This is a genomic window from Stenotrophomonas maltophilia (assembly GCF_002799245.1).
Taxonomy (GTDB): domain Bacteria; phylum Pseudomonadota; class Gammaproteobacteria; order Xanthomonadales; family Xanthomonadaceae; genus Stenotrophomonas; species Stenotrophomonas maltophilia_S.
The window spans coordinates 559,735-573,819 of record NZ_NEQV01000002.1 but is presented as its reverse complement, the minus strand read 5'-3'; the positions used below and the strand labels follow the sequence as shown (position 1 = coordinate 573,819).

Sequence of the window (14,085 nt, the reverse complement as noted above, 5' to 3'; positions counted from 1 at the left end):
AAGGGGACGGAGGGGATTAAGTCGTTTGTGCACATACGACTTAATCCCCTCCGCCCCCTTTTTTGCGGAGTTACGACTCCAGCAGCTCCATCCACGCCGCTTCGGCTTTTTCCAGCTGCGCGGCGATGGTTTCGCGGTCGCGGCCGATCACCGCCATGCGGGTGGCATCGGCATAGTTGGCCGGGTCGGCCAGCTGGCGGTCCAGTTCGGCCACTGCGCCTTCCAGCTCGGCCACCTTGGCCTCGGCGGCGGCCAGCTTGTGCGGGTTCACCGGCTTCTTCTGCACCACCTGCGCCACCGGGGCGGTCTTGACCACCACCGGCTCTTCCACCTGCTCCATGCGCGCCTTGGTGCCCTGCGCCTGCGGACGCGTGCGCAGCCATGCGGCGTACGCATCCAGGTCACCGTCGAACGGCTCGACCACGCCATCGGCCACGCGCCAGTAGGTATCGCAGACCAGGCCGATCAGATGGCGGTCATGCGAGACCATCACGATCGCGCCTTCAAAGGTGGCCAGTGCTTCGGCCAGCGCTTCGCGCATTTCCAGGTCAAGGTGGTTGGTCGGTTCGTCCAGCAGCAGCACGTTCGGCTGCTGCCAGGCGATCAGCGCCAGCGCCAGGCGCGCGCGCTCACCACCGGAGAAGCCATCGACCGGCTCGAATGCCCGGTCGCCGGGGAAGTTCCACTTGCCGAGGAAGTCGCGGAACGACTGGTTCGGTGCGTCCGGGGCGATCTCGCGGAAGTGCTCCATCGGCGACTGGCCTTCGTGCAGCGACTCCACCGTGTGCTGGGCGAAGTAGCCGATCTTCAGGTCCGGGTGCGCCATACGCTCGCCGACGATCGGTGCCAGTTCGCCCACCAGGGTCTTCACCAGGGTGGTCTTGCCGGCGCCGTTCGGGCCGAGCAGGCCGATGCGCTGGCCCGCTTCCAGGCCGAAGCCGACGTTGTGCAGGATCACCGCGTCCTTGCCGTAGCCGGCCTCGACGTGGTTCAGGCGGATCAGCGAGAACGGCAGCTTGGCCGGCGGTGCGAACTCGATGCGGAACTCGCGTTCGGCACGCACCGCTTCGGTACCGGCCAGCTTGGCCAGGCGCTTCATGCGGCTCTGCGCCTGCGCGGCCTTGCTGGCCTGCGCCTTGAAGCGGTCGATGAAGCTCTGCAGGTGGGCGCGCTCGGCCTGCTCCTTCTCGTGCGCGATCTGCTGCTGGCGCAGCTGTTCGGCGCGCTGGCGCTCGAAATCGGTGTAGCCACCCGGATAGAGCTTGGCGCCGCCACCGTGCAGGTGCAGGGTGTGGGTGGCCACGTTGTCGAGGAACTCGCGGTCATGCGAGATCAGCAGCAGGGTGCCCGGGTACTTCAGCAGCCACTGTTCCAGCCAGTACACCGCATCCAGATCCAGGTGGTTGGTCGGTTCGTCCAGCAGCAGCAGGTCGCTGGGCATCATCAGCGCGCGCGCCAGGTTCAGGCGCACACGCCAGCCGCCGGAGAACGAGGACACCGCACGGTGGTGGGTCTCGGCCGGGAACCCGAGGCCGTGCAACAGCTTGCCGGCGCGCGCTTCGGCGTCATAGGCGTTGAGCTCGGCCATCCTGGTATGCGCCTCGGCCACCGCCTCCCAGTCCTCGCGGGCGGTCGCGTCGGCCTCGGCGGCCAGCACTGCGGCCACCTCGATGTCGCCGCCAAGTACGAAGCTCAGCGCCGGGTCGGGCAGCGACGGGGTTTCCTGGGCAACGCTGGCGATGCGCACCTTGCCGGGCAGGTCGACATCGCCCTTGTCCGCCTCCAGCTCGCCCTTCACCGCCGCGAACAGGCTGGACTTGCCAGCACCATTGCGGCCGACCACACCCACCCGGTAACCGGCATGCAGGGTCAGGTCGACATTGGACAACAGCAGCCGCTCGCCGCGGCGCAAGGCGAAATTACGAAGCGAAATCATGGGGGAAGGCGTCCATATAACCGAATGGAATGTGCTGGTGAGCACTGTTCCTGCGACGCAATTCTAGCGTTAACGAATACTTGACGCGCCCCGGGATGCGCGGCGGCCGGCGTTCCTCTCTCCCACGTCCTCGCCGCGCGCCTCCCGGGCCCCCTCCCCGCAAGCGCCGATCCGGGCTAAATGGTTGCTGCTGCAACGTTTTTCCCGGTGACCGGCATTTGACAGCCACTGAATATCCCGTTAATTCCTGCTTTGCGCACCGCAACAACCGCCGTCCGCCTCACGCCCGTGATGTCGATTCCGGTGCCACCCCCGCCAACCGGAGCCCCATCCCGATGACCCGCAAGACCAGCCTGATCGCCGCCGCCGTCGCTGTCGCACTCGGTGGCTCTCCGTTCCTCGCCGCTGCCCAGCAGACCGGCACCGCTGCCAACACCCTGGACACGGTGATCGTCACCGGCACCCGCGTGGCCGACCGTACGGTCGCCGAATCGCAGTCGCCGATCGACATCATCACCCCCGAAGCGCTGCAGTCCACCGGCACCAGCGAACTGGCCACCGCGCTGTCGCGCGCGCTGCCGTCGCTGAACTTCCCGCGCCCCGCCCTGACCGACGGCACCAGTGGCGTGCGCCCGGCGCAGCTGCGCGGCCTGTCGCCAGACCAGGTGCTGGTACTGGTCAACGGCAAGCGCCGCCACACCTCGGCGATGATCAACGTCAACGGCAGCATTGGCCGTGGCTCATCGGCCGTGGACATCAACGCGATTCCGATCGCCGCCATCGAGCGCGTGGAAGTGCTGCGCGACGGCGCGTCGGCGCAGTACGGTTCGGATGCCATCGCCGGCGTCATCAACATCGTGCTCAAGGGCAGCGGCAGTGGTGGCAGCCTGGCGGTGGACTACGGCCAGTACTCGGCTGGCGACGGCAACAAGTACCAGCTCTCCGGCGATACCGGCGTCGAGTTCGGCAACGGCCGTGGCCGCGTACACGTGGCCGGCCAGATCAGCCAGCAGGATGAAAGCAACCGCGCCGGCCCGTACCGGGGCACCACGCCGAACACGGGCAATTACCCGAGCATCGGCCAGAAGACCTTCATCGTCGGCGACCCGCGCGTCGATGCCACGGCCGCCTCGGTCAATGCCAGCTTCGATTTCAGCGACCGGGTGACCGGCTATGCCAGCGCGCTGCTCAGCAACCGCGACATCACCTCCTTCGCGTTCTACCGCTCGCGCAACCACAACGGGCAGACCGCGCTGCTGGCGCAGACCTATCCGGACGGCTTCGTGCCGGAGATCAACCAGTACTCCAAGGACCGCTCGCTGGTGGCCGGGGTCAAGGGCAACACCGACAACGGCTGGACCTGGGACCTGAGCCTGAACCACGGCGAGAACACCCTGGACTTCCACACCCGCAACAGCATCAACTACAGCCTGGGCGCGACCAGCCCGCGCTCGTTCTACGACGGCACGCTGAAGTACCAGCAGGACATCTTCAATGCCGATCTGACCAAGTCGCTGGACTGGGGCCTGGCCTACCCGGTCACGTTGTCCTTCGGCGGTGAGTACCGCAAGGAGAAGTGGGACCAGAACCCGGGCGAGCTGAACTCGTACACCGGCAGCGGCGCACAGGGCTTCGGCGGCTTCACCCCGACCAATGAAGTGCATGCCGACCGCCACAACTACGCGGTCTACGCTGGCCTGGAAGCAGACCTGACCGAGAAGTTCTCGGCCGGCGTCACCGGCCGCTACGAGGACTACTCGGACTTCGGCGACCGCTTCTCCGGCAAGCTGTCGGCGCGCTATGCGTTCACCGACAAGGTCGCGCTGCGCGCAACCGCGTCCAGCGGCTTCCGCGCACCGTCGCTGGCCCAGCAGGGATACCAGGCAGTCACCAGCCAGTTCACCAACGGCGTGTTCGTCGAGCGCGGCACCTTCCCGACCACCAGCCAGGCCGCGCAGGCGCTGGGCGCCTCGCCGCTGAAGGCCGAGACCTCCACCTCCTACAGCCTGGGCCTGGTGCTGCAACCGGTCGACCGCCTGTACATCACCGTCGATGCCTACCAGATCGACATCGATGACCGTATCGCGCTGTCCTCCAGCATCACCACCAACGCGGCCAGCAGCGCGCTGCTGGCCGGCCTGGGCCTGCCGCAGGTAACGGCGTTCTCGTACTTCACCAACGGCCTGGATACGCGCACCCGTGGCGTCGACTTCGTGTCCAGCTACACCGTGCCGTTCAGTGCCAGCAGCCTGGAGCTGACCGCTGCGTACAGCTACAACGACACCGAAGTGCGGCGCGTCGGCGGCACCCCTGCGGTGTTCGGCACGCTGGGCCTGAACCAGTCGCTGATCGGCCGCGATGAGATCGGCCGCATCGAGGACAGCTACCCGCGTGACAAGGCCATCCTGAGCGGCACCTGGCGCTCGGATCACTGGGAACTGGGCCTGGCGGCGACCCGCTACGGCACGTTCACCGTGCGCAACTCGGCCACCGCGCTGCGCGACCAGACCTACGGCGACAAGTGGGTACTGGATGCCTCGGCCAGCTACAAGCCCAGCAGCAACTGGACCCTCACCGTGGGTGCCGACAACCTGCTGAACGAGTACCCGGACCGCACCGAGGACCTGCAGAACTCCACCTTCGGCATGCTGCCGTACAGCAACTACTCGCCGTTTGGCTTCAACGGCGCCTATGTGTACGGGCGGATCAAGTACACCTGGTAAGTGCTGGCGGGCGGTTCCCTGGTAGTGCCGGCCGCTGGCAGGCAACTCCCTGGTGGGGTCATATCCCTTTTCCTGCGGGAAAGGGATATGACCCCATTCGCATTTAAGGTTTGCCGTATCTGGCCTCATCGGTGAAAATCGGGACACCCCCGATTTCCTGCGAGAGCCGATGCACCATGACACCGACCTGATCAACATCGTTGCCGTTGGCCTCGGGCTCGCCTTCATCTTCGGCGCGCTGGCCAACAAGCTCCGCTTGTCTCCCCTGGTCGGTTACCTGGTTGCTGGCATCTGCGTAGGCCCGTTCACCCCTGGCTTCGTCGCCGACCAGGCGCTGGCCAACCAGCTGGCCGAGCTGGGCGTGATGCTGCTGATGTTCGGCGTCGGCCTGCACTTCTCGCTGAAGGACCTGATGGCGGTCAAGGCCATCGCCATCCCCGGTGCCATCGGACAGATCGCGGTCGCTACCCTGCTTGGCTGGGGTGTTGCCTGGCTGATGGGCTGGCCCGCCATCCACGGCGTCATCTTCGGTTTCTCCCTGGCCACGGCCAGTACCGTGGTGCTGCTGCGGGCGATGGAGGAACGCCGCCTGCTGGAGACGATGCGCGGCAAGATCGCGGTCGGCTGGCTGATCGTGGAAGACCTGGCCTGTGTGCTGGCACTGGTGATGATGCCAGTGATGGCCGGTGTGTTCGGCCCCGATGCGGCCAAGGAATCGCACTCGCTGGGCAGCGTGCTGGCCGACATCGGCTGGACCTTCGTGCAGCTGGGCCTGTTCGTGGCGGTGATGCTGGTGGTCGGCCGCCGGGTCATCCCGTGGATCCTGGAGCGCATCGCGGGTACCGGTTCGCGCGAACTGTTCACCCTGTCGGTGCTGGCGATCGCGCTGGGCGTGGCGTTCGGCTCGGCCATGTTGTTCGGCGTCTCGTTCGCGCTGGGCGCATTCTTCGCCGGCATGCTGCTCAATGAATCGGAACTCAGCCACAAGGCCGCCACTGACTCGCTGCCGCTGCGTGATGCGTTCGCCGTGCTGTTCTTCGTCTCGGTCGGCATGCTGTTCGACCCGAACATCCTCATCCAGCACCCGTGGCAGGTACTGGCGACGGTGCTGATCATCATGTTCGGCAAGTCGGCCGCCGCATTCTTCATCGTGCGCGCGTTCGGTCACCCGACCAGCACCGCGCTGACCATCTCGGCCAGCCTGGCGCAGATCGGCGAGTTCGCCTTCATCATCGCCGGCCTCGGCGTCGCCCTGCAGATCCTGCCCAAGGAAGGCCAGTCGCTGGTACTGGCCGGTGCGCTGGTATCGATCATGCTCAACCCGCTGGTGTTCGGTCTGCTCGACCGCTGGCAGGCCAAGCAGGAACAGCATCCGCAGCCGGCCGAGCCGGAAGAAGCCATCGGCCCGTCGCGTGATCTGGACGCGCACGCCATCGTGATCGGCTACGGCCGGGTCGGCAGCGAACTGGCGCAGGTGCTGCGCGATCGCGGCGTGCCGGTGCTGGTGATCGATGACAACAAGGACCACGTGGAGCGTGCGCATGCCAATGGCATTGCGGCGATCCGTGGTAGTGCCGCCGCCGACCGGGTGCTGGCCGAGGCCCATCCGGAGCGCGCGAAGATCGCGGTGCTGGCGATTCCGCAGCCGCTGGAGGCCGGTGAGGCGCTGGCCAAGCTGCGCGCGATCAATCCGGATCTGACCCTGCTGGCGCGTGCGCACAGCGATGCCGAAGTGAAGCATCTGCTGGAGCACGGCGCCGACGGTACGGTGATGGCCGAGCGTGAACTGGCCTATTCGCTGGCGGAGATGATCATGTCCACGCCGCCGTACCGGAATCTGGGGCAGCACAGCATTCCGGTGGTGTGAGGGGTGTGCGGCAGGGCTTGCAGCCCTGCACCTGCAGAGGCGACGGCAACAGCCGAAGCAACAGCAACGGCAAAAGCTGGCATTCCGTGGGATGGCGGGGTGGGTCCGGTTGCGGGGGACGCCGTAAATACATCCATGTAGGCTCGGTCGCCGCATCCATGCGGCTCACGCCCCCGCAACCGGACCCACCCCGCCTTCGACAATTCCCGCTGCTGCTGGTGGGTGTCGACCTTGGTCGACACGGCGGTGCAAATGGGGTCAGATCCGTTTTCCTGCGGGAAAATGGATCTGACCCCGAAAACGTAAAAATCCCCGGTCGACCCGCATCGACCGGGGATCTGGATCACCACGTTGCCACGCCTTGGAGAGGCAGTTCCACCGTAGCGCATCGCGGCGCCGGTGGTGATCGCCTGTGGCGATGACGACCAAGCGCGCGGCTATCAGGCCCCGGCCAGGGCCTGTTCCAGGTCCGCGCGCAGGTCGCCGATGTGCTCGATGCCGATCGACAACCGCACGGTGTCCTCGCTGACGCCGGCCTTGGCCAGCTCGGCCGCGTCCAGCTGGCGATGGGTGGTCGAAGCCGGATGCGTGGCCAGCGACTTTGCATCGCCCAGGTTGACCAAGCGGGTGAACAGCTTCAGTGCATCGAGGAAGCGCGCGCCCGCCTCGCGGCCGCCCGGCAGGCCGAAGGTCAGCACGCCCGAGCCATGCCCGCCGAGGTAGCGCTGTGCGGCGGCATGCTCCGGATCGTCGGCCAGCCCGGCATAGCGCACCCAGGCCACCTTGTCGTGCGCCTTCAGGAACTGCGCGACGGCCAGGGCGTTGGCGTTGATGCGTTCCATGCGCAGGGCCAGGGTTTCGATGCCCTGCAGGATCAGGAAGGCATTGAAGGGTGACAACGCCGCACCGGTGTTCCGCAGTGGCACCACGCGCGCGCGGCCGATATAGGCGGCCGGCCCCAGTGCTTCGGTGTAGACCACGCCGTGGTAGCTGGGGTCGGGTTGGTTGAGGCGGGCAAAGCGCCTGGGTTGTGCGGCCCAGTCGAAGCGGCCGGAGTCGATGATGGCGCCGCCCAGGCTGTTGCCGTGCCCGCCCAGATACTTGGTCAGCGAATGCACCACGATGTCGGCACCGTGCTCGAACGGGCGCAGCAGGAACGGCGTGGCCACCGTGTTGTCGACAATCAGCGGCACGCAGGCGGCATGGGCAACCCCGGCAATGGCGGCGATGTCGGTGACATTCCCGCGCGGGTTGCCGATCGATTCGACGAACACCGCCTTGGTGCGGTCGTCGATCAGCGCGGCGAACGCAGCTGGATCGGCCGGGTCGGCGAAGCGCGCCTGGATGCCGTACTGCGGCAGCGTGTGCGCCAGCAGATTGAGGCTGCCGCCATACAGGGCACTGGAGGCGACGATGTTGTCGCCGGCTTCGGCGATGGTCTGGATGGCATAGGTGATCGCGGCCTGTCCCGAGGCCAGCGCCAGCGCGCCGATGCCACCTTCCAGTGCGGCCAGGCGCTGTTCCAGCACGTCGGTGGTGGGGTTCATGATGCGGGTGTAGATGTTGCCGGGCACTTTCAGGTCGAACAGGTCGGCGCCGTGCTGGGTGTCATCGAACGCATACGCCACGGTCTGGTAGATCGGCACCGCCACCGCACGGGTGGTCGGGTCGGGACGGTAGCCGCCATGCACGGCCAGGGTTTCCAGTTGCCACTGCGGGTTGCTCATTGCACCAGGCTCCATCCGGGGAAACCGCCACCATAGGCCAGCCAGTGCCTGCCGCTGAAAGCCGCTGGCGATGACGCCCGTACCGGCGGTTATCAGGTTGGTCGCGATTCAGGCAGGCGTCATGGGCCGTTGCTAGGCTTCGCCGCCGGGCGCTCCTGCCCGGGCACGGAGGCCCCACCCATGCAGCCATCCCCCTGGACCCCCACCGCCAGCCGCTCGCCCACGTCGGTACTGCTGGTGGAGGACGACCGTCGCCTGGCCGAACTAGTGAGCGACTACCTCCACGAGCATGGCTTCGCCGTGCAGCATGTGGCCCGCGGTGACCTTGCCGGGGCGGCCTGCCGCCAGCATGCGCCAGAGCTGGTGGTGCTGGACCTGATGCTGCCAGGCCTCGGTGGCATCGATGTGTGCCGGCAGATCCGCAGCTTCTCCGACGTACCGATCCTGATGCTGACCGCCTGCGAGGACGACATCGAACAGGTGCTGGGCCTGGAATCGGGCGCCGACGACTATGTGCACAAGCCGATCGAACCACGCCTGCTGCTGGCCCGCCTGCGCGCCCTGCTGCGCCGCCGCCATGGCAGCAGCAACACCGGCACGCCCAGCCGGCTGATGCACGGGCAACTGCTGATCGATCGCATGCAGCGTGAAGTGCACCTGCACGGTGCGGCGGTGGATGTGGGCACCACCGAGTTCGAGATCCTGTGGCTGCTGGCCAGCCGGCCCGGGCAGATCCTGTCGCGTGACCAGATCCTGCAGGCGGTGCGCGGTATCGGCTTCGACGGCCTGGACCGCAGCGTTGACGTCTGCATCGGCAAGCTGCGCCGCAAGCTCGGCGACGATGCGCGCGAGCCGCGGCGGATCAAGACGGTGTGGGGGCGCGGCTACCAGTTCAATCCAGCGGCCTGGTCGGAATGAAGCGGCTGTTCCTGTGGCTGTGGCTGCTTACCAGTGCCTGCTTCCTGGCCTCGGTATTCCTGCTCAACCACCTTCTGGATGGGATCTACACGCCGGTACAGGATCGGGTCTTTGCCCAGCAGGTGCGCGGCCAGGTGTACGCGCTGCGCACGGGCCTGGAGGGATTGGACGCTGCACAGCAGCGTGAGCGCCTGCGCCGGTGGCAGCCGCACTATGGCATCCGCCTGAGCCTGCTCGATACACCGCCCGCGCTCGACGCAAGGGAGCAGGCAACCCTGCGCACGCAGGGGTTCATCGTGCGTGACCAGTACCAGCAGATCCTGTTGCCCATCGACGGCGCGACGGGCCGCTGGCTGCATCTGCGCCTGCCCGGCGAAGTGCGGATGAAAACGCACATGACCATCGCGGCCTACCTCAGCATCCTGCTGCTGGTCGGCGCCTGCCTGTATGCCTGGGTGCGCCTGCTCTGGCGTGACCTGGAAGCGCTGCGCCGGCACGCCGACCGCATCGGTTCGGGCGATCTGCAGGCACGCGCGCAGGTTTCGCCACGCTCGCAGATCCGGGTCATCGTCGACCACTCCAACCGCATGGCCGCACGCGTGGCCGAACTGGTGCAGCGACAACGCGAACTCACCCATGCCATTTCGCACGAACTGCGCACGCCCATCGCACGCATGGCCTTCGGCCTGGACCTGATGCAGGACAGCGATGACCCCGCGCGCCGTGCACGCCTGGCACAAGGCCTGCACGGCGACCTCGCCGAGCTCAACCGGCTGGTCAGCGAACTGCTGGCCTACGAACGGCTGGAGCATCCCGGCGAGGGCGAACCGATGCAGCGGATTGAAGCCAACGACTGGCTGCAGGCCTGCCTGGCCGATGCCCGCCGCGATGCCGAGCGTGCCGGCCTGGTGCTGCGCGTGCTGCCCAGCGCCCTGCCGCGGGTGGATGCCGAGCCACGGCTGCTGCAGTTGGCACTGAGCAACCTGGTCGGCAATGCGCTGCGCCACGCGCGCTCGCAGGTGGAAGTGTCGCTGGTGGGCGTGGGCGGACGCGCCTGCCTGCGGGTGGACGACGACGGCCCCGGCATCGCCGAGGCCGACCGCGAGAAGGTGGTCCGCCCGTTCACCCGCCTGGATGACAGCCGCAGCCGTGATACCGGCGGCTTCGGCCTGGGCCTGGCGATCGTCGGCCGCATTGCCGCACGCCACCAGGGCGAGCTGCGGATCGGTCGCGCCACCCTCGGCGGCGCACGCCTGGAAATGCACTGGCCGCTGGCTGCGAGCTGAACGTGCCGGTGCGCGATTACAGTTGATTACAACTCCCGCACAACTGCGGACGGATCGGTCGCCGGCGTATCGCCACGCTAGCGACCCTGCAGCACTCGCCGGATGCGCGCGCTGCTTTCCTCCCATTGCCGAGAGTTTCCATGTCCCAGCTTCGCCGTTCCCCCGCCCTGCTCTGCCTGGCCCTGTTGCCGCTGTTCGCCGCCCCGATCGCCCACGCCAAGGATGACCACTGGACCTTCGAGCTCGCCTCCGGTGGTGGCGTGACGCCGCGCTACAGCGGCAGCGATGAGTATCGAGCGACACCTTCGCTGTCCTTCGATGTCAGCTCGCCGGGCGGGTGGTTTCTGGGCACCAGTGGCATCGGCTGGGGCACCACCCTCGGCGAGCACACCCGTGTGCGCGCCTATGTCGGTGCCAGCGGCATCCGCAAGGACAAGGATTCCCTGCTCGGCGGTTCGGACTTCCTGCGCGGCATGGGCGATATCGATACCCGTCCCCTGGTCGGTCTCTCGGCTGGTTATACGCTGGGCGAAGCCGTGCTGAGCGGCTCCTGGCAGTTCACCCGCAAGGACGAGGACAAGGCCGAGAACGGCCTGGCCACCCAGCAGATCCACCTGAACCTGACAATGCCGCTGTTCGATCTGGCCGGCGGCGTGGTCAGCGGCAGCGTCTCCACCGACTACGGCAACCGTGGCTACATGCAGACCTGGTACGGCGTCAGCCCGGAACAGGCCGCGCGCACGGGCTTCGCCGAGCACAAGCCCAAGGCCGGCCTGGTCAGCGCCGGTGTCGGCTTGAAGTGGAGCCATCGCGTGGGCCGCAATGGCAACTGGTACATCTCGGCCGAAGGCACGCGCCTGCTCGGCGATGCGGCCGACAGCCCGATCGTGCAGAAGCCCAACCAGTTCGGGCTGATGAGCGGTTACACGCACCGCTTCTGAGTGATCGCCGGGCATGCCCCGGCACGACCGGCGGCAAACGGGGCGCTGCGGTCATGCAGCGCCCCGTGGTGATTCAGGCCTTGGCGAACACCAGATGGCCGCCGTCGTTGCCGACTTCGATGGTGTCGCCGCTGATGAAGGCACCGGACAGGATCTTCTGCGCCAGCGGGTTTTCCAGCTGCGCCTGGATCGCGCGCTTCAACGGACGCGCACCATACACCGGATCGAAACCAACGTTGCCGAGCAGGTCGAACGCTGCGTCGGACACCATCAGCTTCAGGCCACGCTCGGCCAGGCGCTTTTCCAGGCCACGCATCTGGATGCGCGCGATCTGCTTGATCTGCTGCTTGTCCAGCGGGTGGAACACCACGATGTCGTCCAGGCGGTTGATGAACTCCGGACGGAAGTGCGCCTGCACCACGCCCATCACCGCCGCCTTCATCTGCGTGTAGGCCTCCGGGCTGTCGTCGGCGCTCATGTCCTGGATCTGGTGCGAGCCCAGGTTCGAGGTCATCACGATGACGGTGTTGCGGAAGTCCACGGTACGGCCCTGGCCATCGGTCAGGCGGCCATCGTCCAGCACCTGCAGCAGGATGTTGAACACATCCGGATGCGCCTTCTCCACTTCGTCGAGCAGGATCAGCGAATACGGGCGGCGGCGCACCGCCTCGGTCAGGTAGCCGCCTTCCTCGTATCCCACGTAGCCCGGAGGTGCACCGATCAGGCGGGCGACGCTGTGCTTCTCCATGAACTCGCTCATGTCGATGCGGATCATCGCGTCGGCGCTGTCGAACAGGAACTCGGCCAGCGACTTGCACAGTTCGGTCTTGCCGACACCGGTCGGGCCCAGGAACAGGAACGAGCCGGCCGGGCGATTCGGATCGGACAGGCCCGCACGCGAACGACGCACGGCATCGGAGACGACCTTGATCGCTTCCTCCTGGCCGACCACGCGGTTGTGCAGCACCTCTTCCATGCGCAGCAGCTTGTCGCGCTCGCCTTCGAGCATCTTGTTGACCGGGATACCGGTCCAGCGTGACACGACCTCGGCGATCTCCTCGTCGGTGACCCGGTCCTGCACCAGCTTGAAGTCCTTGTGTTCGGCTTCCTGCGCGGCGGCCAGCTGCTTTTCCAGCTGCGGCAGCAGGCCGTACTGGATCTCGCTCATGCGTGCGAAATCCTGGCGGCGCTGCGCGGCTTCCAGGTCCAGCTTGGCCTGCTCGACCTGCTCCTTGATCTTCGTCGCGCCCTGCAGCGCAGCCTTCTCCGACTTCCAGATTTCATTGAGGTCGGAGAACTCGCGCTCCAGGCCATCAATGTCGTTCTCCAGATCCGCCAGGCGCTGCCGCGAGGCTTCGTCCTTTTCCTTCTTCAGCATCTCGCGCTGGATCTTCAGCTGGATCACACGACGTTCCAGGCGGTCCAGCTCTTCCGGCTTGGAGTCGATCTCCATGCGCAGGCGCGAGGCCGCCTCGTCCATCAGATCGATGGCCTTGTCCGGCAGCTGGCGGTCGGTGATGTAGCGATTGGACAGCGTCGCCGCGGCCACGATGGCCGGATCGGTGATCTCCACCCCGTGGTGCACCGCGTACTTCTCCTTCAGCCCGCGCAGGATCGCGATGGTGTCCTCCACCGACGGCTCACCCACGAACACCTTCTGGAAGCGGCGCTCCAGCGCAGCATCCTTTTCGATGTACTTGCGGTACTCATCCAGCGTGGTGGCGCCCACGCAGTGCAGTTCGCCCCGCGCCAGCGCCGGCTTGAGCATGTTGCCGGCATCCATCGCGCCGTCGGCCTTGCCCGCGCCGACCATGGTGTGCAGTTCGTCGATGAACAGGATGATCTGCCCTTCACTCTTGGCCAGGTCGTTGAGCACGCCCTTCAGGCGCTCCTCGAATTCACCGCGGAACTTGGCGCCGGCAATCAGCGCGCCCATGTCCAGCGAGAGCACGCGCTTGCCGCGCAGGCCCTCGGGTACTTCGTCGTTGATGATGCGCTGGGCCAGGCCTTCCACGATCGCGGTCTTGCCCACGCCAGGCTCGCCGATCAGCACCGGGTTGTTCTTGGTCCGGCGCTGCAGCACCTGGATGGTGCGACGGATTTCCTCGTCACGGCCGATCACCGGATCGAGCTTGCCGCTCTCGGCACGAGCGGTCAGGTCGATGGTGTACTTCTCCAGCGCCTGCCGCTGTTCCTCGGCATTCTCCGACTGCACGTTCTCGCCGCCACGCAGCTTGTCGATCGCGGCCTGCAGGCGAGCCTTGTCGGCACCGGCGGCGCGCAGCGCCATGCCCAGCGTGCCGCTGTCTTCCAGCGCCGCGAGCACGAACCACTCGCTGGCAATGAAGGCATCGCCGTTCTGCTGGGCCAGCTTGTCGGTCTGGTTCAGCAGGCGCCCCAGGTCATTGCCCATCGAAACGTTGCCGGCCTGGCCGGACACCTTGGGCAATGCGTCCAGCGCCTCGGTCAGGCGCTCGCGCAGCACCGGCACGTTCACCCCGGCCTGGGCCAGCAGCGGACGCGTGCTGCCGCCCTGCTGGTCCAGCAGCGCGCTGAACAGGTGAACCGGTTCGATGATGCTGTTGTCGCGGCCCACGGCCAGCGACTGTGCGTCTGCCAGCGCCTGCTGGAAACGCGAGGTGAGCTTGTCCATCCGCATTGCGAATCCTCATCGGTCATCAGGGCCG

General features: G+C 66.9%; 8 protein-coding genes. 5 read left to right on the top strand and 3 right to left on the bottom strand.

Annotated features, from left to right (window positions below; translation table 11 throughout):
- Nucleotides 1-70: 70 nt before the first annotated feature.
- A complete protein-coding gene (locus B9Y64_RS08490; RefSeq protein ID WP_100440310.1) occupies nt 71-1,936 on the bottom strand; it encodes an ABC-F family ATP-binding cassette domain-containing protein in 1,866 nt (621 codons plus the stop codon).
- 335 nt (nt 1,937-2,271) lie between these two features.
- Between B9Y64_RS08490 and B9Y64_RS08485 the strand changes: the two genes are divergently transcribed.
- Together B9Y64_RS08485 and ybaL are read left to right on the top strand one after the other, a co-directional pair.
- Nucleotides 2,272-4,659, top strand: coding sequence for a TonB-dependent receptor plug domain-containing protein (locus B9Y64_RS08485; RefSeq protein WP_100440309.1), 2,388 nt, complete (start codon nt 2,272-2,274; stop codon nt 4,657-4,659).
- Between the two features lie 169 nt (nt 4,660-4,828).
- Nucleotides 4,829-6,526 carry a YbaL family putative K(+) efflux transporter gene (gene ybaL / locus B9Y64_RS08480; protein WP_100440308.1) on the top strand — a complete coding sequence of 566 codons (1,698 nt, stop codon included), beginning with the start codon at nt 4,829-4,831 and terminating at the stop codon, nt 6,524-6,526.
- 440 nt (nt 6,527-6,966) lie between these two features.
- On the opposite strand, the gene B9Y64_RS08470 is transcribed toward ybaL, so the two are convergent.
- On the bottom strand, nt 6,967-8,253 hold the full coding sequence (locus tag B9Y64_RS08470; RefSeq protein WP_100440307.1) for an O-acetylhomoserine aminocarboxypropyltransferase/cysteine synthase family protein: 1,287 nt from the start codon (nt 8,251-8,253) through the stop codon (nt 6,967-6,969).
- A 180-nt stretch (nt 8,254-8,433) separates the two neighbouring features.
- On the opposite strand from B9Y64_RS08470, the gene B9Y64_RS08465 reads away from it, so the two are divergent.
- From B9Y64_RS08465 to B9Y64_RS08455, 3 genes are all read left to right on the top strand, one after another.
- On the top strand, nt 8,434-9,171 hold the full coding sequence (locus B9Y64_RS08465) for a response regulator transcription factor (RefSeq protein ID WP_100440306.1): 738 nt from the start codon (nt 8,434-8,436) through the stop codon (nt 9,169-9,171).
- Complete coding sequence (locus B9Y64_RS08460; protein ID WP_100440305.1) at nt 9,168-10,457, top strand: ATP-binding protein; 1,290 nt, start codon at nt 9,168-9,170, stop codon at nt 10,455-10,457. Before B9Y64_RS08465 ends, B9Y64_RS08460 begins: the two co-directional genes overlap by 4 nt.
- Before the next feature lie 140 nt (nt 10,458-10,597).
- The gene (locus B9Y64_RS08455) at nt 10,598-11,398 is read left to right on the top strand and encodes a MipA/OmpV family protein (RefSeq protein WP_100440304.1); all 801 of its coding nucleotides are present in this window, start codon (nt 10,598-10,600) and stop codon (nt 11,396-11,398) included.
- Between the two features lie 73 nt (nt 11,399-11,471).
- Here B9Y64_RS08455 and clpB read toward each other — a convergent pair whose 3' ends face one another.
- Nucleotides 11,472-14,057: an ATP-dependent chaperone ClpB gene (gene clpB, locus B9Y64_RS08450; RefSeq protein WP_100440303.1), complete on the bottom strand. Its 2,586-nt coding sequence runs from the start codon at nt 14,055-14,057 to the stop codon at nt 11,472-11,474.
- Nucleotides 14,058-14,085 lie beyond the last annotated feature (28 nt).